Genomic DNA, 21053 nt, shown 5'->3' on the forward strand with positions numbered 1-21053 from the left:
GCTAACGAGCTTTCTGGACATCAAGCCGTGATGAAATTAACGGCTCCGATACCGAAATAACAGCATCGGTCTTGCCAAAATGCTGTAAAACAACCAGATAGCAGCAACTGCGAACAAGAGTTCGCGATGAAAAACGAATTCAGGTGCGGCCTTTACCCGCATCGGGAGAGACGGAATGGATGCGATCGTGAAGAATTTCCCCGGCGCTGGCGCAAAACCCGACGTGGCAGAAGCTCGCCCAAGCCAGGCCGAAGCGGAAGAAGCAGTGCGCGTTCTTCTGCGCTGGGCAGGAGAAAATCCCGCCCGCGAAGGACTTCTGGATACGCCGAAGCGCGTCGCCAAGGCCTATCGCGAGCTTTTTGCCGGTTATGAGCTGAACGTTCAGGACGTGCTCGGCACGACCTTCGAGGAAGTCGGCGGTTATGACGATGTGGTGCTGGTGCGCGACATTCCCTTCTTCTCCCATTGCGAGCACCACATGGTGCCGATCGTCGGCAAGGCGCATGTCGCCTATCTTCCGGCCGGGCGCGTGCTCGGCCTGTCGAAGATCGCCCGCGTCGTTGAAATCTTCGGCCGCCGCTTGCAGACGCAGGAAAACATGACAGCGCAGATCGCAAGATCGATCGAAGAAACCCTGAAACCGCGCGGCGTGGCCGTCATGATCGACGCCGAACATATGTGCATGTCCATGCGCGGCGTGAACAAGCAGGGGTCCACGACGCTGACCACCAGCTTCACCGGCACGTTCAAGAACGATCCGGCCGAGCAGGTGCGCTTCATGACCATGGTGCGCAACCGCTAGGCATCGGACCGAAAAGTATAGCGCGGGTTTTTGAAAACCCGATGCTCAGACAAATTTTGGAGTGGCGGAGTGATCTCATTTTCCCCGCCGCTCTGAAACCTTCCGCTTTTCTCCCGGGGTAGCCATGTCCATTTCGTTTCCGTCCGCGCCTGCGGACAAGGAAGTGCTCGAAAACGCAGGTCTCTTTTCGCCGAAATTCGATGCCCACGGCCTTGTCACCGCCGTGGTTACCGATGCACGCGACGGCGAATTGCTGATGGTCGCACATATGAATGCGCAAGCCCTGTCGCTGACGCTCGAGACCGGTATCGCCCACTATTACAGCCGTTCACGCGACAAGATCTGGAAGAAGGGCGAAACATCGGGCAACCTGCAGACGGTGAAGGAATTCCGCACTGATTGCGATCAGGACGCGGTGTGGCTGAAGGTCTCCGTCGCCGGCCATGATGCGACCTGCCATACCGGTCGCCGCTCGTGCTTTTATCGCACCGTCGAGCTCTCCAATGGCGATGCTGTGACGAAGATCACCGACGACACCCACCATTTCGATCCGGCCACCACCTATTCGGACAAATAAACGGCCACCTTCCATCGGCCGCACCAATTTGCTACCAATATAGCGGGCTCCGGGGATAAGGGCGGAGCTTCACAGAATTGGCAGGGAGTGCGGTCATGTTGGGATGGGGAAATCGTCACAATCATCTTGCGGCTGGAAATCCCGAAGCCACCGGCAATGAGCCGCCCGTCACCCAGATCGTCGACAAACACCGCATAGCGCTCGCCCTTGGCGGCGGCGCGGCCCGCGGCTGGGCCCATATCGGCGTCCTGCGGGCGCTGGACGAGGCCGGCGTGAAGATCGGCATGATCGCCGGCACATCGATCGGCGCACTGGTGGGCGGTTGTTATCTCGCCGGCAAGCTCGATGAGCTGGAGGAATTCGCCCGTTCGCTGACGATGCGCCGCATTGCCGGCCTGCTCGATTTGACGATCGGCGGCGGCGGCCTTTTTGGCGGCATGCGGCTGACCAAGCGCATGCAGGAGCATCTCGAAGGCCTGCGCGTTGAAAACCTCGATCATCCCTTCATCGCCGTCGCCACGGAGCTGCGCACCGGCCACGAAGTGTGGATCCATCAGGGCGATCTCGTTACCGCGCTGCGTTCATCCTATGCCCTGCCCGGCATTTTCGAACCCGTGCAATGCAACGGCCGCACGCTGATTGACGGCGCGCTCGTCAATCCCGTGCCGGTTTCCGTCTGCCGCGCCTATGAGCAGGCGCTGGTCGTCGCCGTCAACCTCAACTACGATCTCTTCGGCCGTTCCGCCGTGGTCAAGCACGCAGCCTCACCGCATGGCGGTGGCACACCGCCGGTGGAAACGGCGCCGCGTCCCGGCCTGCCGGGTGTCATGGTGCAGGCCTTCAACATCATTCAGGACCGGATTTCCCGCTCGCGTCTGGCGGGCGACCCGCCCGATCTGATGCTTCATCCCCGCATCAACCATATCGGCCTCTCGGAATTCCATCGCGCCAGCGAAGCTATCGATCGTGGATATGAGGAGACGCGCTCCCGTATTCCGGAGCTTGAGCGCATGCAGCAGGCGTTCCGGCGCTAATACGCCACTTTCAAAAACGTCTCCAAAGCCCAGAATGAATAGATGAAACGCCCGGAGATTGTGAGACCATGTATTGGTATATCTCAGTCCTGCCCCCGACCGACAAAAACATATTGTGCGACACGAATCGATTGATCGGGTTTCTGGAGGGACAGCCTGAGCTCAAACGGACAAACGACGTCACCTTTACGTCGGCGGACGGTCAGCCCTGGATCGACATCGTCATCGTGAAAGAAGCGGCCGATGGCAACTGGTCCAGCCGCGGCAAATTCATTTCACAGTTCAATCGGGTTGAAATTGTCTGCTCTGATTATGAGACGCAAAACTTCTACGTGGAAATATCGGCGAAAATAGCCGACTTTCTTCAATGGCGACTTGTTACCAAGGGCGATGCGTGAGTCCCGGCCCGAGATTGAACCTTTTCCAGCCATCTGACGCCGGGACGCAAAATCATCCGGCAATATAAGCCTTGATGTGCTCCGCTTCTGCTTCGATCTCGCCGATCCGCGCCTTCACCACGTCACCGATGGAGATGATACCGGCAAGGCGGCCGTTCTCTTCAACAGGAACATGCCTGAAACGTCCGCCTGTCATGATTTCCATCAGCTCATCGGTGGTGGAATTGTGATGACAGCGAATGACATTCTTGGTCATGGCCACCGAAACGGATTGCTGGAGGGAAGCGGCACCCTGGCCCGCCACGATCTTCACCAGATCGCGTTCCGTGAAGATGCCGAGAACGACACCATCGGCGTCGGTCACGACGACGGAACCGATCTTATGCGCATTGAGCGTTGCCGCCGCTTCACCGATGCTGACCTCCGGACCGACAGTCACGACGTCCCGGCCCTTGCGGTCGAGAAGATCCTTTACGAATGTTGGCATGCCTTCCTCCTCTTTTCAGCGATCCGCAGTGCCGCAGTCTCCCCCGGCGGTTGCAAATCATGAGATATGGTGCGCTGAGGCCCGCATGAATGCAATCCCGCATGGGACGTGCGAAAGCAAATTTGCGCCATGGCCGACAAGGAGCGTGATCGGCCTAGCGTAACGGACGATCGAAAAGGCCGAAGAACAGAAAGCCGAGCAGAAAACCGAAAACATGGGCGTCCCAGGCAATTTCACCGCCGACATCGCCGAACAGCGGCACGCCCACCGCAATCAGCACATTGCCGAACAGCCACATCAGCGTGAAGATCAGCACCGTGCGGTTGGAAAGCGCCGCAAGAATGCTCTGCCGCGGCATCAGATGGCCGAAGGAGGCGCTATATCCGCCACGCGCAGGGAAAGCGAAGCGGCAGGCCGCCCCCATCAGCGCCGAAACGACGCCGGATGCGCCGATCAGTACCGTCACATCACCCCAGTTCAACGCGGCATGACCAAAGGCCGAAACAGCGGCGGAAATGCACCATAACAGCACGAAGCGCACTGTTCCGATCCGGCGCAGAACCGGCGCGCCGAAGGCCATCAGCCACAAGCCATTAAAGAGAATGTGCTCGATGCCGCCATGCAGGAAAGAATAGGTCACCGGCGTCCAGAGCCATTCCAGCCCCTGCTGCGAAAAAGGCACCGCATAACGCAGCGGAATGAAGCCAAAGGTGAAGATGAACCAGCCATTGCCTTCCTCCGACAGAAGATAGGCGGGAACCACATAAGCGATGATCAGCGCGGCCAGTATGCCGACCAGCAGCGATGGCAGGTTGAAGACGGGATTACTCGTATCGTCTTTCGGCTCCGGTGTTTCCGAAACCGGCGGCTGTTCGCCGTCCCCGTAGGACATGATCCCATCCCTGTCTTGGTCGAATTTTGCGTTCCCCGAGCAATATAGGAAGCCCGAACGAAAAAAAAGCCGTCCCGCCTTTGAAGCGCGCGACGCCCAAACCGCAATCGGTCAAGACGCCGGGCCAGGGACGGTCCGGCTTGCGGGCCCGCCGTAAAATAACGGGCGGCGCCATCGAATTGTGCTGACGGAGCTTTCCCCGACATGGCCGCACCGATGCCACGGCCATTGCCGCCATTCAACATCAACCCTTTGTTAACCTTAACAAATCGAGTTGGCACGAAAATCGCTACACCTCAGAATACAGACGTTCGGATGGACATGATGTCCCAAAAACGAACATGGAGAGATGCTATGAAGAGCATGGCCGGACTGGACATATATGCCTATTGGGATGAATTGCGCGGCAAGCGATCGGCCCCTCGACGCGAGGACATCGATCCCGCAAAGCTGAAGCATCACCTGGGCGATCTTTTCATCCTCACCGACAAGGGAGAGAACACCCCGTTCTTCCGCCTTGCCGGCACACGTCTCTGCGACCTCTTCGGCCGCGAGTTGCGGGATCGCCCGTTTTCGGAACTGTGGCAGCCTGCAAATGCCACCTTCCCCTGCCGCGTTGCCCGCGGCATCCTTCATCATCAGTTGCCCGTGGTCTTCGATCTCGAGGCAGAAGACAGCCATGGCGCCGCACCGCTGGCATATGAAATGTTGCTCCTGCCGCTGCGCACGGATCCGGACGCCGCTCCAAGGTTGCTCGGGGCCTTGCTTGCGGAGCGGCCGCGACACGAATTCGCCGCGCCCATCCAGCATCTGTCAATGAAAAGCAGCCGCCTGCTGCGCCTGGACATCGCGCCCGTAGAATATCCGATGGATACGCTGCGCGCCGAAAGCTGCTGACCGACCTGTTTCACCGCTCCCAAACCCGTCTGGAAAAGGTGCGACGGCGTCGAAACCTCAACAAAATAGGTCAGAACTGTAACGATATTGCCGATCAGAAAAATTGTAGAGATTAAACAATACAGTCTGTTAACTCGTGCAAGGTAGAAACTTAGCGTCATCATCATTACAATTGCGCTGCTCATGTTTTCGTCCCGTTCGGTCAACACCGCCCAAATCCTGCGTCCGGTTGAGGAAGCTCATCTTGACGACGCCGTCCGTGTGTCCTTCACCGGCCGCCTGATGCTGCCCGACCATGAAGAATATGATTGCACCGCGACCGAGATGACCGCCGAAAGAGCGCAGTTCACCTGCTCGGGTATTGCCCGCCACGGAGACCGCGTCATCGCCTATCTCCAGCATATCGGCCGGATCGAAGGCACGGTGACATCGCTCACCGCATCGGGCTTCCTCATCGCCATCAACGCGCCGGAGCGCAAGCGGGAAAAACTCGCCGCCCAGCTGGCATGGATCGCCAAGCGTCAATTGCTCGGCCTGCCGGAAGACCGCCGTCACGACCGCCTGACGCCGCGCAACGCGAGAGCCCAGCTTGTTCTGGAAGACGGCGTGCTTGTCGCCTGCCGACTGATTGACCTTTCCCTGTCGGGTGCGGCAATCGAGATCGAAAACCGGCCGCCGCTCGGAAGCCGGGTCCAGCTCGGCAAGAACATGAGCGGCAAGATCGTGCGCCATTTCATGGAAGGCGTCGCCGTCGAATTCGACCGCGTCCAGTCGCCCGACGCACTGATTGAATTTCTCTAGGACGCTTCACCAAACGCGGCAGGTTCTGAGCCCGTACGAATAAGTGCGGCATTTGGCGTGCTTTGCGCTCAACCTAGTCGCATGATTGAGACGATTCCCGGACCGCAGTTTGGCAGTCTATGCTTTGTCCTTCGCGGCTGTATCGGGTTCACGAGCCGCGGATAGCTTCCGGCGCTCCATTCTCTACTTCTCGCTGCCGAACTTTTCCATTTTCATGCCCTGACCGCGCACGACATCCTGCGCACGCTCAGCGTGCCGGTCGGAAAACGTAACTACCAGGGACAGCTGTGCGGCAGATCGGTCCACCATATTCGGCAAAAGGATAAGCGCGGCGGAACATGTCGCGCCCTTGATCAGATCATCCACGGCACGAAAATCGACCCGCAAAACTTTTTTCCAGAAAAAATGCAGTTTTTTAGAAGTTTTTTTTGCCGCTTTTTCCGGCCTGTCCCAGCCTGAAACAGCCATCCCAAAACGAGAAATCCACGCCTGCGGTACCGTTCGCCAACTGGCTGTACAGCGCTCCGGAAATACCCCCGTGCCGAAAATTGCTTTCAATACAGGGGCCTAAATGGCTACCAAAAGCCTAAGGGTGAGATGCGTAAAATTGTAATAAAATTTGCTTCAAACACGCATAAAAACTAACTCGAATACAGTTCAAAACAACGGCTAATTTGCTGAAATTTAAGCTCAAATTGCGCTTCGCAAATTTCCGCCGGGTCAAAATATACCTGCGAATGTCTCCTCAACACGGGGAGACAAGCAATGAACAAGAACAACCGTTTCGTTTTCACTCTGATCGCATTCATCGTCAGCGCCTTCGCGCATCAGGCAAGCGCGTCGCCGGCCGCCGTCATGCGCGTCATCGGCAAGGCCAATCCGCCAATCGGCCACTATGAATTCTGCCAGACCTATCAGAGCGAATGCCAGCCGACATCGCTGGACAACGGCCCGATGAAACTGACCGAAGAGCGCTGGAAGACGATGCTCGACGTCAACTACACCGTCAACACCACCATCACGCCGATGACCGACATGGAAATCTATGGCGTCGAAGAGCGCTGGGCCTATCCCACCACGGTGGGCGATTGCGAAGACTTCGTGCTTCTGAAGCGCAAGATGCTGATGAACAAGGGCTTCTCCGCCTCCAACCTCTTGATCACGGTCGTTCTGCAGCCGAATGGCGAAGGCCATGCCGTTCTGACCGTCCGCACCGATCGTGGCGATTTCGTTCTCGACAACATGCGCAACAAGGTCATGAACTGGTCGGAAACCGAATATACCTACCTGAAGCGTCAGGACACCGCCAACCCCGGCCGCTGGGTCAAAATTCAGGATGGTCGCGCCACCACCGCGGTCGGCGGCATCAACTGAAGCCAGAAAACAACCCGTCTCCCCAAACGAAAAAAGCCGGCTCCCTAAAAGGGGCCGGCTTTTTTCATTTTCATCCGTCAGGCGTCAGAGCAGACCAAGCTCGGCCAGTTCACGCCTGAGATCGGAAGGCATGTCCTCGCCGCCCGTGCCGCCGCCGAGATCGCGGGGCGCTTCATTGTCCTTCAGGTAACGCCAGCCCTGAAACGGGCGCTTCGGCGCCGGTGAGGTTTCGATAACCTCCGGGCCGAGAATGAGGTCACAGCGGGAAATACCGTCTTCGCCCTTGAAGGAGCGGATATCGAGAAGTTTCTGCCGCGCCTGTACCTGCCCCTTGATGACCCAATAGAGCGAACCGCCCTCGAGCAATTCCTCGACCCGTTTCGGGATCATCCGGGTGGTGTGAACACTGTGCGGCTCAAGGCCTGCGGCAATTGCGGTCAGCGCGCGATGCGCGACCCAGTCTCTCAAGTCCTGGATTGAATCCGCACCGACGCAAAGTTTGATGAGATGTAAAGGCATGGTTCTATCAATGCCTTTTTGCAGCGGGCGTCAAGCATGGCAACCATGCCGGACGCCCTGCCCGCTCAGCACTCCACAACGTTCACGGCAAGGCCGCCGGTGGAGGTTTCCTTGTATTTCTCACTCATGTCATTGCCGGTCTGGCGCATCGTCTCGATACAGGCGTCGAGCGGCACGAAATGCTGGCCGTCGCCCTTTAGCGCCAGCGAGGCTGCCGTCACCGCTTTCACTGCGCCCATGGCATTACGTTCGATGCACGGCACCTGCACAAGCCCGGCAATCGGATCACAGGTCATGCCGAGATGATGCTCGAGCGCGATCTCCGCGGCATTTTCCACCTGTTCCGGCGATCCACCCATGACCGCGGCGAGACCCGCCGCCGCCATCGCGGAAGCCGAACCCACCTCGCCCTGACAGCCCACTTCCGCGCCTGAAATCGAGGCATTGTGCTTGATGATGCCGCCGATGGCGGCCGCCGTCAGCAAAAAGTCGCGCACGTCGTCGACGCTCGCATCCTCGTGGAAATGCCGGAAATATCTGACGGTCGCCGGAACGACACCTGCCGCACCATTGGTCGGCGCGGTCACCACGCGGCCGCCGGCGGCGTTTTCCTCGTTCACGGCCATGGCGTAAACGCTCAGCCAGTCATTGGCCATCACAGGGTTCAGCCGGTTGCTGCGCCATTCCGCATTCAGCTTCTCGTAAATGGAGCGGGCGCGGCGGCGCACCTTCAGGCCACCAGGCATGATGCCGTCCACTTTCAGACCGCGCTCAATGCAGCCGTTCATGGCTTCCCAGATCTGGTCGAGGCGCTCGTTCAGCTCTTCGCGGGAAACCACCGTCTCCTCATTGGCGCGCTTCATCTGGGCGATGGTGCGGCCGGAACGGGCCGCCATCTCAAGCATTTCCCGCGCCGTCCCGAAGGGATAAGGCACGCGCGGACCATTATCGATGGTCTTGCCGCGCTGCTTGATCGCCTCCAGTTCCGTATCGGTCACGACGAAACCGCCGCCGACGGAATAATAGATGCGCTTGATGAGCAGCCTGCCCTGATTGTCGAAGGCGGAGAAGATCATGCCGTTGGCATGGCCGGGCAGCGGGTTCTTCTTGTCGAAGATCAGATCCTCTGCGGGCCGAAACTCATAGGACGGATGGCCGGGCGGCGTTACCGTGCCTGCCTTTTCCACCGCATCGATAATGGCGTCCATCGCATCGGGGTCGACAAGGTCCGGCCGCTCGCCGGTGAGGCCCAGAATGACGGCACGCCCTGTGCCGTGGCCAATGCCGGTAAAGGCGAGAGAGCCATGCAGGCTGACCTTCAGCTGCGCAACGGCTGCACCCGCCGGCCGCGGCCACTCATCGCTGAGGATCAGCGCCAGGAAGCGGTTTGCAGCCGTCATCGGCCCCATCGTGTGGGAGCTCGAAGGACCGATACCGATCTTGAAGACGTCAAAGACCGAAAGAAACATGAAGTTCGCCCTGAATAAGAATGGATTCCTGCATCATCATATCCAAAGCCGAAACGGATCGCCACAAAAGAGCGTCAGCGGTTTGCGCAGCTGCGACATGAGCGTCCCAGAAACGAAAACAGCACGGTTTCCAGAGGAAAACCGCGCCGTTTCAAAACCCGTCATTCAGGAGAGATGCTTATGGGCTGCCAAAAATGTACGTCAATGCGAGAAAAGCGGCAAAGCCTGCAAGTGCGCGCAAGGTGACGCCCCAGCAGGATTTCTGAGCGGTTTCTTCCATGATTACTCCAGCTATTCACTCTCCGGGGGATCTTCAAGACCCGGCCCGTTGAGGCAAGCATTTATTAAAATCCGGCGGCGAACGCAAATGCAAAAAGCGGCTAAATGAAGGCGTTTTCGATGGGCTGCCATTCGCCCCGTGCATAGGTATGTGAAAAAACAAGGTGTTAGCGCGGCACGCAAAAAGACGTCATTTCGGGCTTCGCCGCAATTTAGGCTAAAGTGTAACCGTTATGTAAAGCTTTCCTACAAACGCCTGTTGAAAACCCTCGCGACCGAACACGTTGCAGTCGAATTTCTTCCACTGAAGCGTCGCGCCTTGAAAGGCCGCCAGTGCTGCTTTATCGACGATGGCAACGGCAACGATGCGAGTCACCCAATGCAGCAGGCATCCTCTTTTCCCGACCGTGAAACGGTCGCGTCGAAGCTCACTTCGCTGACAAGCGAAGATAAAGCGTGGGTGCTGCTGTTGATGGAAAACGCCCTGCAGGACGAAAACCTGCTGGCTGGCCTCAATCTTTATCTCGACCAGCAGACCAATGCCCGTTTCCTGAACAGCCTGAAGCTGGAAACGGCCGGCGAATGGCTTGGCGGCAATGCCCCTTCCCGGTTGCAGATCCGCATCACGGAAACCGCAAGAGCGAGTCAGCACCCCGCCTATCTCGCCTTCCGCAAAGGGCTGACGGCATCGGCCGGTCTCGAAAAAGCCTATCCCAAGGCGCCGATCTGATCTTTCCAGCTAATCCGGCACCCGATCGACAACGGCGATGATCGGCCCCATGGGAAACAGCGAATCCCGGCGGTTCATCGCGGGAATATCGACGCTGGATATGGTGCCGTCGAGATAGAGCGCATTCGGCGCATCCAGCACGTCCCTGAACAGCGTGGCGAAATCGTAAAAGCGCACGGTATTTTCCGAAATGGCGAAATGCACCATGCCGTCGCGGGAGACGCCGACGCCGTTGCGCCGCTTCAGGCTGTCGCTATCGGGCAGGAAGCGCGGATGCAGCTTGCCGTCGATTACCAGCATCGGCCCGGATTGGGTGGCGAAATCGGCTTTCGGATTCGCCGCCAGATAGGCTGCGGTTTCCAGCACGCCAGCCTTTGCACCCTTCAGATAAAACACGCCGTTCGGCAAAAGGTGAAAATTGCCCCAGCCGCCCCGGGTGCTGAGCGGCGAACGCTCCACCCCATTTTCAATGTAGAGGCCGACGGGCGAATAGTCGGAATGATACATGCCGCCATTCATGGCGAAGATGCTGAACATGTGCTGCCGCCACAAGGCCGACGACAGATCGGCGAAACTGCGGTATCCCTGCCCGGAGACATGGTCGCGGTCATAAATGCGGATGGCGTTCCTTGCCGGATCGAAACTGCAGACGGTGTAGCGCCCGCCCGCATGGTCGATGGCCTTGCAGAAATCCGGCTGCCCACCGGCCTGCGCGGAGAATGGCAACAACAACGGCAGCAGCGCCTTTGCCAGTTTCTTCATCGATGAAATCATGCCCGCCCCTTTGATTCTCGTCAGGCGAACATTCGCAGGGAAATTCGGTCAAAGAAAAGGCGTCACCCGGGTTTTCGGGTAACGCCTTTCCGGGAGGGGAGCCTTGATTAACGACGCGCTGCGCGGTCCACGTTGCGGCCGGCATCCTGCGTCGCGTCAACGGCGTTTGCCGTATCCCGGCCCATGCCGCGAATGGTATTACCGCAGGAGCTGAGGGTGACGACAGTCAGCAAAGCCACGAAAACGGTCGAAAGAATGCGTGTGATCATGTGAAACTACTCCCCTATGACTTGCCGTCCAAAGGCAAGCGCCAATGTGATATGCGTCACAATAACGTGAGTCCCAAAAAACGGTTCCAGCAGCATTTCAAAAAATCCTGTCGATGAAAATTAACATGGTTTTGAAGTTCACGAGTGACACTCGGCAACTGCATCATGGCTTAGGAAAATCCCGTGGGTGATATGACTGACATCAACAATCGGCTTCTGGTGATGACGGCGGGCGGCGTGAACCCCAATGTCATGATCAATGCTCTGGCTGCCCGATTTCCCGATATCCACGTCTTCATGGAGCAGCCGGAAAGCAAGTCGGTCATTCTCAGGCGACGCGCGAGACGGCTGGGCTGGATTGTCGCTGCGGGCCAGATAGCGACGATGATCGCCTCGCGGCTCGGCAAACGTTTCACGGTTCGCAGAAGCAACGAGATCATCACCGAGCACGGCCTTTCTCCCGATCTCCACCACAGCCTTCCCGTTACGCAATTCGCCTCGCTCAACGATGAGGAATGCCGCAAGGCCGCCAATCTGCTGCAACCGGCGGCGATCTTCACCATTTCCTGCCGTCTGCTGAGACCTGCCACGCTGCAGGCCCTGCAATGCCCGGTCATCAATTTCCACGCCGGCATCAACCCCGCCTATCGCGGGCAGATGGGCGGCTACTGGGCGCTGGTGGAAAAGGACCGAGGCAATTTCGGCGCGACCGTACATCTGGTCGACAAGGGTGTGGATACCGGCGCCACACTCTACGAGAAGCGGCTGAAACCATCGCCTTCCGACACGATCGCCACCTATCCGCTGCTTCTGACCGCCGCTTCGGTGGATATCGCCGTCAGCGCCATCGAGGACGCCCTTTCGGGCAGCCTCGCGCCGCAGCCGCCCTCGCCCGGAAAATCGGTGCTGCGTTTTCCACCGACCATCTGGACCTGGCTGTGGAACGGCCTGACGAAACGGATCTGGTGAAACCGAAACTCTCCGAACCGGGGTTGAGCTTCGTCGCAGATGCAAGCCTGTCTTGCCGCAACAGGCACAGACTTCGCCGAAAAATCGGTGCATGATAATAAAAAGGATCATGCACAAATTGCCCGATATTTCCGCCGCTTCCATCATTCCCGCCTCCATCGAAGCCTCGCCCGCTCAGGTACTTGGTGCGAGCGACCTTGCCGGTCTCTTTCCGCAGGGTGTCCGCGTCTATCTCACCGACACCGGAGCTGCCTCGCAGGAAAGGCTCGTTGATGCCGCAGGACATTTGCGCGACCTCGGTTACGAGCCAGTGCCGCATCTTGCAGCGCGGCGCATACCTTCCCGCACGGGGTTTGAGGAACAGGTGAGACGGCTTGCCGGAGAAGCGGGTGTCACGGACGTTCTGGTTGTCGGCGGCGGTGTCGACCGGCCGGCCGGTCCCTTCGCATCCAGCATGGACATGCTGTCGTCAGGCATTTTCGACCGTTGCGGAATAAGGCAGATCGCCATCGCCGGCCACCCGGAAGGCAGCCCGGATTTCAACGACGACACGGCGATGGCCGCACTCAGGCTGAAACGCGATTTTGCAGAAAGAAGCGATGCCGCAATGCGCATCGTCACGCAGTTCGGTTTTGATCCCGCGCGTTTCATCGCCTGGGCGGAAGGACTAACGGCGTCAGGCATCGATTTGCCGGTGCATATCGGCGTTTCCGGCCCGGCCAAGATCACGACGCTCTTGAAATATGCCGCACTCTGCGGCGTCGGCAATTCCATTGCCTATCTCAAGAAAAACGCGCTTTCCCTGACGACGCTGGCGAAGGGCCATTCGCCGGAAAGCATCGTCGGGCCGATCGAGCGGCGCTGGCAGGCCAATCCGCAGGGGCCTATACGGCAGATTCACGTCTTTCCCTTTGGCGGATTGCAGAATTCAGCCGACTGGCTGGTCAAGCGTAGAAGCTGGCAAACCGGCGGCGCGGACCGTTCGACATCACAGGATTCGATGGCGGGCTAAAAGCCGCCATCCTGACAGCGCGACGGGCCACGGCCGCCGCGCATTATCAGGACCTCAGGCCGCCTTGGCGACCTCGACAAAAGCGTTTCGAATGCTTTCAGCCACGGCAAGAACAGGGCGCGACGCCTTGTCGCCCATGATCAGGCGGATATCGAAAGAGCCGAGTTCCGGCAGGCCTTCCTTGTCGCCCAGAATGACCATGTCGTTCAGCACATAGGATCGCGGCAACGGCGCAATGGCGAGATCGGCGGCAATCGCCGCGCGCTGCGCCATGGTATGGCCGCTGAGATAGGCCACGCGGAAATTGCGCCCGCGCCGTTCCAGCGAATTGATCGCTTCCGAGCGCCAGATGCAGCCCTCTTCCCAGATGGAAATGGGCAGCGGATCGCGCAGATAGGCCGTACCACATTTCGCGCCTGCCCAGACCAGACGTTCGCGCATCAGCACCTCGCCGGTGTCGCGCAGCGGATGCGAGGCACAGTTGACGAGGGCGAGATCGAGCCGCTGCTCGTCCATGCGCTTGTAGAGATTGGAACTGGAATCGATGGTGACGTCGATCATGATGCCGGGGAAAGCCTCGGCAAAACGCTTGAGAATACCCGGCAGCAGGCCACGCTCGCCAATATCCTCCGGCGCGCCGAGCCGGACGACCCCTGAGAGTTCCGGCATGACGAAACGCGATACGGCCTCGTTGGAGAGCGCAATCATGCGCCGCGCATAGGTCAGCAGCGTCTCCCCATGCGCCGTCAATGTGACTGAGCGGGCATCGCGCAGGAACAGCGTCGTCTTCAACTGCTCCTCGAGTTTCTTGATCTGCATGGAAACGGCGGAAGGCGTTCTGAACACCACTTCAGCGGCGGTGGAGAAATTTCCCGTTTCCGCAATGGCGACGAAGGTTCTCAATATGTCGTTATCCAGCAACGGCAGCGGTTGGCGGAAAGTCACGGTCATGGCACGCACCTTCAAATATTTTGATTTATAGATGGATATCATTTCGTTTGATTGAATGTCAACAAGCGCGCACCATCCGGGACATCGATTGACGGGGCGAATTGAGCCTCGTCGGAATGAAGCGCTGACGATCTCGCGGATTGGAATTTTCCCCGCAGGCGTCGCCGGCAATTCATTCCAAAAGATGATGAATGACATAAGATTCATTATCTTGCTTGATGAAACAGGCAAGCGCATATCGAAGTCGCAAACAGGATCGTGGTTCACGAAAGGATCAAGACATGACCATGATACATTATCTCCCGGTGACGAACCGTTCTACGCACCGTCCTTCACCCATTGGCTGGCTCCATCGCCTGTCCGACCAGGTTTCCGCCCGTTACGCAGAATGGCGCCGCGCCAGGATGCTCCGCGCACTGGAGGCATTGCCGCCTGAAACATTGAAGGATATCGGATGGCCGACCACCGACACCACCCGCATACACACCATCCGCAAATGATGTCCAACCGATGGCTCGCAACCATTGCGCGTCTTGCGAGCCATCCCTGCCCGCGCCCGAACGGCAGGACGAGGGCGCAAAACAGCCTGCCTGTTTTGCATGCGACACATCGCCTTTTTTAAAGGCTTGTCGCGAAATTTGCATATTTCAAAAGCTATTTTTTGACAGCTCCGATTCCGAGGCGTATTTTTCGTTAAAGATGTCGTAATCAGGACATCCAGAAGACCAATTCCAAGGGAGGAATTGCGTATTCGCAACGGAGCACGGGCAAATGAGCAGAAACTCCCAGAAGAAACGCTCAATCGTCTTTTTTCTCATTCCGCAATTTACCATGCTGCCATTCGCCGCAGCGGTTGAAACGCTTCGCATCGCCAACCGAATGTTGGGCTATCAGGCCTATGAATGGCGCCTTGCCTCCCTAGACGGCCAGAAGGTCATGTCGTCAAGCGGCATCTGTCTTGAGGCCGATACCTGTCTTGCCGACGAGCGGCGTTATGTCAGCGGCGAAAACCGCCCGGAAATGGCGATCATCTGTTCGGGCATCGATGTGGATCAACACATCAACAAGTCGGTCAATGCCTGGCTGCGCGAAGCCTATAATCGCGGCATCGCCATCGGCAGCCTCTGTACCGCCGCCCATATCCTCGCACAGGCTGGCCTCCTGAACGGCAAGCGCTGCGCGATCCACTGGGAAAACCTGCCCGGCTTTTCCGAAGCCTTCCCGCAGGTGGAAGTCTATGCCGACCTCTTCGAAGTCGACAGCAACATCTACACCTGCGCCGGCGGAACGGCCTCGCTGGACATGATGCTGAGCCTGATTGGCCAGGATTTCGGCGAAAACCTCGTCAACCGCGTCTGCGAACAGCAATTGACCGACCGGGTGCGCAGCCCGAACGACCGCCAGCGCCTGCCGCTGCGCGCCCGCCTCGGCGTCCAGAACAGCAAGGTCCTGTCGATCATCGAATTAATGGAAGGCAATCTCGCCGAGCCGCTGTCGCTGCTCGATATCGCCGATGCCGCCGATCTGTCGCGCCGGCAGGTGGAACGCCTTTTCCGCCAGGAAATGGGCCGTTCACCTGCCCGCTATTACCTCGAAATCCGTCTCGACCGCGCCCGCCACCTGCTGGTGCAGTCTGCCATGCCGGTGGTCGAAGTCGCCGTCGCCTGCGGTTTCGTCTCCGCCTCGCATTTTTCCAAGTGTTATCGCGAAATCTACAATCGCACGCCGCAGCAGGAGCGTGCCGAACGCAAGCTCTTGATCAGCGCCTCGCGGATGGCAATGGCAAGCCAGGGCAAAGCCGCGCATTGAGTGCGTGGCAAGGGCCACAAACGCAAAAGGCCTCGATTCGGAGGTAGAAACCTCTCCCCGTCATGCCGGACTTGATCCGGCATCCAGCCACGCGCGCCTGCGCCGTGAACGAGCCTTTCGCGATCAAGGACTTGATCGCACTGGACCCCGGATCAAGTCCGGGGTGACGGAGTGAGAATGATGGAACTGTGCCAAACCACCGGATCTGTCAGCGGCCAGCAAACAGCGAACATAATCGGAGACCAATTCACCCAAACGGCCGAACCGCATGGGCAAGGTCCTCCGCCGTCATGCCGTCACCTGCCCTGTGGCCCGCCTGCCCATGCAGCCAGACGCCGGCCGCAGCCGCTTCGAAGGCGGGGGCTCCCTGCGCCAGCAGCGCACCGATGATGCCGGCCAGCACATCACCCGATCCGGCCGTCGCAAGGCTCGCCGGCGCATTGGTGTTGACCAGCGCCCGGCCATCAGGCGCAGCGATCACGGTATCCGCGCCTTTATAGACCAGCACCGCACCGCTGCGCGCCGAGGCGACCTGCGCCTTCTCGATCTTGCTCAGCACCCTGTCGGCGGCAAGATCCGGAAACAATCGCGCAAACTCGCCCTCATGCGGCGTCAGGATGAATTTGCCCGCGCCTGAGGTGATACGCTCGAACAGGGTCTCCGTGTGATCCTTGAAAGCCGTGATTGCATCGGCATCCAGCACGACCGCCTTGTCTCCAAGCAGGGATACGAATTGCCGCGCCTTTTCTAGATCGCCGAAACCGGGACCGAGAACGAAGGCTCCATGACGCCGGTCGTCCAGCCAGAGCCGCAGATCATCGGCATCGTCCATCGGCGCATTCATCACGGCCGTCAGCGTCACGGACAGCACGTCGAGCGCCTGCCTCGGAGCGGCGACAGCGACGATACCCGCGCCTGCCTTCAGCGCCGCAAGCGCCGTCATGCGGCTTGCACCCGTCGCATGGGCCGGGCCGGAAAAGACGGTCAGATGCCCGCGGCGGAATTTATGCGTCTCGATATCGCTGGCGGGCAAGGCATCACGCCAGACAAGCGGATGGTTTTCCGCAACCGAGCCTGCGTGATCGGTAAGGATGCGGGAGGGAATGCCGATATCGAACACCTCGAGCGCCCCGCAAAGCTCCCGCCCCGGCATCAGCAGATGACCCGGCTTGCGCGCCATGAAGGTCACCGTCCGTTCGGCCCTGAACGAGGCACCAAGCGGCACGCCCCGCCGGCCGCAGAGACCGGAGGGCAGATCGACGGCGAGAACCGGCACCTTCGCGCTGGTCACCACCTCGATTATCCGTGCAAGCTCCTGAGGAATATCGCGGGACAATCCGGCCCCGAAGACCGCGTCAATCACCACGTCGCCGGCAAGAGGCGCGTAGTCGCCAAGCGGCAGCGGCGCCACCCCGCTGCGCTCGAAAGCCATCCGCGCATCGCCCCTGAGCGTGCCGGCGTCACCGAGATGATGAACCACAACGACCGCGCCACTTTCCATAAGCGCCCGCGCCGCCACGTAACCGTCGCCGCCATTGTTGCCGCCGCCGCAGAGCACGACGAAACGTTGCGCCTGCGGATAGTGCCGCAGCACTAAGGCGGCAACCGCCTGCCCCGCCCGCTCCATCAGATCATAAAGCGGAATGCCGGATTGACCGGCCGCCGCATCGATGCGGGCCATAACAGATGGGTCAAAAAGGGAAAGGTGAGAGAGGGATGTCATGCCTCGATCATCCCTTCAAAACGCCGGAAAGGCAATCGATACAAAAATAAGCAGATAGCGAAGTCCAAATAATAATCAAATGCATAAAATATAAACAAACCAACTTCATCGCACTCGCGCATTCTCAAATATTCAAACCATCTAAAATAATAAGAATTGGCAGAAATGCTGATGGATTTTTCGGGTTCCCGAGAGAAATTGGCTGGAAAACCGCCAAAACCGAATGCATTTTGTGTCGGAAGGCCGGGGGATCGAAGTTTTTTCTTCAAGCCCGCTTCCGATCTGGCACAATACGTGCATTCTTGTGGCAGAGCGGGAATAACCTGCTTTAACGGGAGAAGCGGAGAGATATTTTCTCATGAAAAAGATCGAAGCGATCATTAAGCCTTTCAAGCTCGATGAAGTGAAGGAAGCCCTTCAGGAAGTCGGACTTCAGGGCATCACGGTCACGGAAGCAAAAGGCTTTGGTCGTCAGAAGGGCCATACGGAACTCTACCGCGGTGCAGAGTACGTTGTGGACTTTTTGCCGAAAGTGAAAGTCGAAGTCGTATTGGCGGATGAGAATGCGGAAGCCGTCATCGAGGCGATCCGCAATGCGGCGCAGACCGGACGTATCGGCGACGGAAAGATTTTCGTTTCCAATATCGAGGAAGTCATCCGCATCCGTACCGGTGAAACAGGCGTGGACGCCATATAATCAAGAACGTCCCGAGCCGGGGAGGCTTGGGTTTTCACCTCGTCATCATCACACTCAAGGAAAACGTTTAAATGACGACCGCAAACGATATCTTGAAGCAGATCAAGGATAACGACATCAAGTTCGTGGACCTGCGCTTTACCGACCCCAAGGGCAAGCTGCAGCACGTCACCATGGATGTTGTCTGTGTGGACGAAGACATGTTCGCCGACGGCGTCATGTTCGACGGCTCCTCGATCGCCGGCTGGAAGGCCATCAACGAGTCCGACATGGTGCTGATGCCCGATCCGGCCACCGCCCATATCGACCCGTTCTTCGCCCAGTCCACCTTGGTCGTCCTTTGCGACATTCTCGACCCGGTCTCGGGCGAAGCCTATAACCGCGACCCGCGCGGCACCGCCAAGAAGGCCGAAGCCTACCTCAAGGCCTCGGGCATCGGCGACACCGTCTTCGTCGGCCCCGAGCCCGAATTTTTCGTCTTCGACGACGTCAAGTACAAGGCAGACCCCTACAACACCGGCTTCAAGCTTGACTCGTCCGAGCTGCCGTCCAACGACGACACCGACTATGAAACCGGCAACCTCGGCCACCGTCCGCGCGTCAAGGGCGGTTATTTCCCGGTTCCGCCGATCGACAGCCTTCAGGACATGCGCTCCGAAATGCTGACGGTTCTGGCCGAAATGGGCGTCGTTGTTGAAAAGCATCACCACGAAGTGGCTGCCGCACAGCACGAGCTGGGCGTGAAGTTCGACACGCTGGTTTCCAGCGCCGACAAGATGCAGATCTACAAGTACGTTGTGCACCAGGTCGCCAATGCCTATGGCAAGACGGCAACCTTCATGCCGAAGCCGATCTTCGGCGACAACGGCTCGGGCATGCACGTTCACCAGTCGATCTGGAAGGGCGGCAAGCCGACCTTTGCTGGCGACGAATATGCGGGCCTCTCCGAGAATTGCCTCTATTACATCGGCGGCATCATCAAGCACGCCAAGGCCATCAACGCCTTCACCAACCCCACCACCAACTCCTACAAGCGTCTGGTGCCGGGTTATGAAGCGCCGGTTCTGCTCGCCTACTCCGCGCGCAACCGTTCCGCATCCTGCCGCATTCCCTTCGGCTCCAACCCGAAGGCAAAGCGCGTCGAAGTCCGCTTCCCGGACCCGACCCAGAACCCCTATCTCGGTTTTGCGGCCATGCTGATGGCCGGCCTCGACGGCATCAAGAACAAGATCCACCCCGGCAAGCCGATGGACAAGGACCTCTACGACCTTCCTGCAAAGGAACTGAAGAAGATCCCGACCGTCTGCGGTTCGCTGCGTGAAGCGCTTGAAAGCCTCGACAAGGATCGCAAGTTCCTGACCGCCGGCGGCGTGTTCGATGACGACCAGATCGATAGCTTCATCGAGCTGAAGATGCAGGAAGTCATGCGTTTCGAAATGACCCCGCATCCGGTCGAATTCGACATGTACTACTCGGCCTGATCGGCCTTTCGAGCGCTCTCCGGGGCGCTCGATCCATCTCGGCGGTTTTCCCTGGAAAGCCGCCGTTTTCTTTTGAAGCCCAGCCATGTCGCGAAGAATGTCAATCAAGCCAGCCACTCAGCAAACACGCCTCACGGACTGGCTCATCTTTCTGGCGGTGCCGTTCTTTTTCTCCAGCAATGTCATTTTCGGCCGTGGCGTCGTCGGCGAAGTCTCGCCCTTCATCGCCGCCTTCATCCGCTGGATGGGCTCGACACTCATCATCGCGCCGTTCATGATCGCCGACTGGCGCAACTGCATCGCTTTCCTGCGCCGGAAAACGTTGCTCTGGCTCGTTCTCGGCGTTCTCGGCATGGGCATCTGCGGCGGCGTTGTTTATTGGGGCCTCACAATGACCACGGCCGCCAACGGCACGCTCATCTACACGACTTCGTCGCTGTTCATCATCCTGTTCCAGCGCATCTTTCAGGGCCGTCCCATCAGAAAGCTCGAAGTGGCGGGCATGATCATCGCCTTTGCCGGCGTGGCGGCCATCGTGCTCAAGGGCGATATCGCAGCTCTCCGGCACATGAACTTCAACATCGGCGATTTCGCCATACTGACGGCGGCCATCGCCTTTGCCGTCTATTCGCTGCTGCTGCGCGAGCCGGCGGCGCGGCAGATGGCGTCCTTCAGCCTTTTCGGTCTGATCGCGCTTTCCGGCGCGCTGGTGCTTCTGCCGCCGGCGGCGCTGGAACTGGCGCAGGGCGGCATGCTGCCCGCTACGCCAATGGCATGGGCGAAGATCGGCGGCATCATCCTGTTCGCTTCGCTGCTTGCCTTTTATTGCTTCACCCACACGGTGCGCGTCTTCGGCCCCGCCACGGCCGGCATCACGCTTTACATGATGCCGCCCGTCTCGATCCTGATGGCCACGCTGTTCCTCGGGGAGACGTTCGAGACCTACCACGCCATCGGCATCGTGCTGGTCACCGGCGGCGTCATCATCGCCACCGCGCCGCTCGGCCGCCGGGCCTGAGCCCATATAGAGAGAAAGGGCCGGGATACCCCCTAGCCCTTGATATTTTGCGTTCCGCACCCAACTATTAGTGGGAAAGGAAGTTCATGCC

Annotated in this window: 26 protein-coding genes; 17 read left to right on the forward strand and 9 right to left on the reverse strand. The window is 58.9% G+C overall.

Features of this window, described 5'->3' with window-relative positions:
- Nucleotides 1-175: 175 nt before the first annotated feature.
- From folE to DA915_RS08885, 4 genes are all read left to right on the forward strand, one after another.
- On the forward strand, nt 176-802 hold the full coding sequence (gene folE / locus DA915_RS08870) for a GTP cyclohydrolase I FolE (protein WP_003495569.1): 627 nt from the start codon (nt 176-178) through the stop codon (nt 800-802).
- 124 nt (nt 803-926) lie between these two features.
- Nucleotides 927-1379 (forward strand): phosphoribosyl-AMP cyclohydrolase, encoded by a 453-nt coding sequence (gene hisI, locus DA915_RS08875; RefSeq protein ID WP_107675630.1) that lies wholly within the window; start codon nt 927-929, stop codon nt 1377-1379.
- A gap of 95 nt (nt 1380-1474) precedes the next feature.
- Nucleotides 1475-2413, forward strand: a complete 939-nt coding sequence (locus tag DA915_RS08880; protein ID WP_003508061.1) for a patatin-like phospholipase family protein — start codon at nt 1475-1477, stop codon at nt 2411-2413.
- Between the two features lie 68 nt (nt 2414-2481).
- Nucleotides 2482-2811 (forward strand): hypothetical protein, encoded by a 330-nt coding sequence (locus DA915_RS08885; RefSeq protein WP_107675631.1) that lies wholly within the window; start codon nt 2482-2484, stop codon nt 2809-2811.
- 52 nt (nt 2812-2863) lie between these two features.
- On the opposite strand, the gene DA915_RS08890 is transcribed toward DA915_RS08885, so the two are convergent.
- Nucleotides 2864-3298, reverse strand: coding sequence for a CBS domain-containing protein (locus tag DA915_RS08890; protein ID WP_003508059.1), 435 nt, complete (start codon nt 3296-3298; stop codon nt 2864-2866).
- Nucleotides 3299-3452: 154 nt separating this feature from the next.
- Nucleotides 3453-4190, reverse strand: coding sequence for a rhomboid family intramembrane serine protease (locus DA915_RS08895; protein ID WP_020811297.1), 738 nt, complete (start codon nt 4188-4190; stop codon nt 3453-3455).
- 354 nt (nt 4191-4544) lie between these two features.
- Between DA915_RS08895 and DA915_RS08900 the strand changes: the two genes are divergently transcribed.
- The 4 genes from DA915_RS08900 (at nt 4545) to DA915_RS08920 (ending at nt 7262) form a co-directional block, all read left to right on the forward strand.
- The gene (locus DA915_RS08900; protein WP_192886449.1) at nt 4545-5087 is read left to right on the forward strand and encodes a PAS domain-containing protein; all 543 of its coding nucleotides are present in this window, start codon (nt 4545-4547) and stop codon (nt 5085-5087) included.
- A gap of 183 nt (nt 5088-5270) precedes the next feature.
- The gene (locus DA915_RS08905; protein WP_003508056.1) at nt 5271-5888 is read left to right on the forward strand and encodes a PilZ domain-containing protein; all 618 of its coding nucleotides are present in this window, start codon (nt 5271-5273) and stop codon (nt 5886-5888) included.
- Nucleotides 5889-6125: 237 nt separating this feature from the next.
- Nucleotides 6126-6347, forward strand: coding sequence for a hypothetical protein (locus DA915_RS29440; RefSeq protein ID WP_371412709.1), 222 nt, complete (start codon nt 6126-6128; stop codon nt 6345-6347).
- Nucleotides 6348-6653: 306 nt separating this feature from the next.
- Entirely contained in the window at nt 6654-7262 is a 609-nt protein-coding gene (locus DA915_RS08920; RefSeq protein WP_003523403.1) for a transglutaminase-like cysteine peptidase, read from the forward strand.
- Between the two features lie 84 nt (nt 7263-7346).
- On the opposite strand, the gene DA915_RS08925 is transcribed toward DA915_RS08920, so the two are convergent.
- On the reverse strand, nt 7347-7781 hold the full coding sequence (locus DA915_RS08925; RefSeq protein WP_107675633.1) for a DUF1489 family protein: 435 nt from the start codon (nt 7779-7781) through the stop codon (nt 7347-7349).
- Nucleotides 7782-7846: 65 nt separating this feature from the next.
- On the reverse strand, nt 7847-9250 hold the full coding sequence (locus DA915_RS08930) for an L-serine ammonia-lyase (RefSeq protein ID WP_003508052.1): 1404 nt from the start codon (nt 9248-9250) through the stop codon (nt 7847-7849).
- Here DA915_RS08930 and DA915_RS08935 point away from each other — a divergent pair.
- Both DA915_RS08935 and DA915_RS08940 read left to right on the forward strand, forming a co-directional pair.
- Nucleotides 9249-9638, forward strand: a complete 390-nt coding sequence (locus DA915_RS08935; protein ID WP_161974088.1) for a hypothetical protein — start codon at nt 9249-9251, stop codon at nt 9636-9638. The genes DA915_RS08930 and DA915_RS08935 overlap by 2 nt on opposite strands.
- 270 nt (nt 9639-9908) lie before the next feature.
- Nucleotides 9909-10259 (forward strand): hypothetical protein, encoded by a 351-nt coding sequence (locus DA915_RS08940; protein WP_060724332.1) that lies wholly within the window; start codon nt 9909-9911, stop codon nt 10257-10259.
- A gap of 9 nt (nt 10260-10268) precedes the next feature.
- Here DA915_RS08940 and DA915_RS08945 read toward each other — a convergent pair whose 3' ends face one another.
- Entirely contained in the window at nt 10269-11033 is a 765-nt protein-coding gene (locus DA915_RS08945; protein WP_107675634.1) for a phosphodiester glycosidase family protein, read from the reverse strand.
- Between the two features lie 107 nt (nt 11034-11140).
- On the reverse strand, nt 11141-11302 hold the full coding sequence (locus DA915_RS08950) for an entericidin A/B family lipoprotein (protein WP_003495552.1): 162 nt from the start codon (nt 11300-11302) through the stop codon (nt 11141-11143).
- Nucleotides 11303-11494: 192 nt separating this feature from the next.
- Between DA915_RS08950 and DA915_RS08955 the strand changes: the two genes are divergently transcribed.
- Together DA915_RS08955 and DA915_RS08960 are read left to right on the forward strand one after the other, a co-directional pair.
- The gene (locus tag DA915_RS08955; protein WP_107675635.1) at nt 11495-12271 is read left to right on the forward strand and encodes a formyl transferase; all 777 of its coding nucleotides are present in this window, start codon (nt 11495-11497) and stop codon (nt 12269-12271) included.
- A 91-nt stretch (nt 12272-12362) separates the two neighbouring features.
- Nucleotides 12363-13283, forward strand: a complete 921-nt coding sequence (locus DA915_RS08960) for a methylenetetrahydrofolate reductase (RefSeq protein WP_107675636.1) — start codon at nt 12363-12365, stop codon at nt 13281-13283.
- 54 nt (nt 13284-13337) lie between these two features.
- On the opposite strand, the gene DA915_RS08965 is transcribed toward DA915_RS08960, so the two are convergent.
- The gene (locus DA915_RS08965; protein WP_003508046.1) at nt 13338-14276 is read right to left on the reverse strand and encodes a LysR family transcriptional regulator; all 939 of its coding nucleotides are present in this window, start codon (nt 14274-14276) and stop codon (nt 13338-13340) included.
- Nucleotides 14277-14515: 239 nt separating this feature from the next.
- On the opposite strand from DA915_RS08965, the gene DA915_RS08970 reads away from it, so the two are divergent.
- Both DA915_RS08970 and DA915_RS08975 read left to right on the forward strand, forming a co-directional pair.
- Complete coding sequence (locus DA915_RS08970) at nt 14516-14734, forward strand: DUF1127 domain-containing protein (protein ID WP_003508045.1); 219 nt, start codon at nt 14516-14518, stop codon at nt 14732-14734.
- A 271-nt stretch (nt 14735-15005) separates the two neighbouring features.
- On the forward strand, nt 15006-16043 hold the full coding sequence (locus DA915_RS08975) for a GlxA family transcriptional regulator (protein ID WP_060724311.1): 1038 nt from the start codon (nt 15006-15008) through the stop codon (nt 16041-16043).
- A gap of 247 nt (nt 16044-16290) precedes the next feature.
- Here the strand turns inward: DA915_RS08975 and DA915_RS08980 are convergent, their stop codons facing one another.
- Complete coding sequence (locus DA915_RS08980; protein ID WP_107675637.1) at nt 16291-17766, reverse strand: NAD(P)H-hydrate dehydratase; 1476 nt, start codon at nt 17764-17766, stop codon at nt 16291-16293.
- Nucleotides 17763-18035: a hypothetical protein gene (locus DA915_RS08985; protein ID WP_107675638.1), complete on the reverse strand. Its 273-nt coding sequence runs from the start codon at nt 18033-18035 to the stop codon at nt 17763-17765. The genes DA915_RS08980 and DA915_RS08985 overlap by 4 nt, the downstream gene beginning before the upstream one ends.
- Before the next feature lie 89 nt (nt 18036-18124).
- Here DA915_RS08985 and DA915_RS08990 point away from each other — a divergent pair, with 89 nt between their 5' ends.
- The 3 genes from DA915_RS08990 to DA915_RS09000 all read left to right on the forward strand — a co-directional run bounded on the left by DA915_RS08990 (nt 18125) and on the right by DA915_RS09000 (nt 20962).
- Nucleotides 18125-18463 carry a P-II family nitrogen regulator gene (locus DA915_RS08990; RefSeq protein ID WP_003508042.1) on the forward strand — a complete coding sequence of 113 codons (339 nt, stop codon included), beginning with the start codon at nt 18125-18127 and terminating at the stop codon, nt 18461-18463.
- Nucleotides 18464-18534: 71 nt separating this feature from the next.
- On the forward strand, nt 18535-19944 hold the full coding sequence (glnA, locus tag DA915_RS08995) for a type I glutamate--ammonia ligase (protein WP_003508040.1): 1410 nt from the start codon (nt 18535-18537) through the stop codon (nt 19942-19944).
- Nucleotides 19945-20041: 97 nt separating this feature from the next.
- Nucleotides 20042-20962 (forward strand): DMT family transporter, encoded by a 921-nt coding sequence (locus DA915_RS09000; protein WP_107675676.1) that lies wholly within the window; start codon nt 20042-20044, stop codon nt 20960-20962.
- Nucleotides 20963-21053: the final 91 nt, after the last annotated feature.

Origin of the sequence: Agrobacterium sp. LAD9 (genome assembly GCF_003031125.1) — a bacterium.
Classification (GTDB): domain Bacteria; phylum Pseudomonadota; class Alphaproteobacteria; order Rhizobiales; family Rhizobiaceae; genus Agrobacterium; species Agrobacterium radiobacter.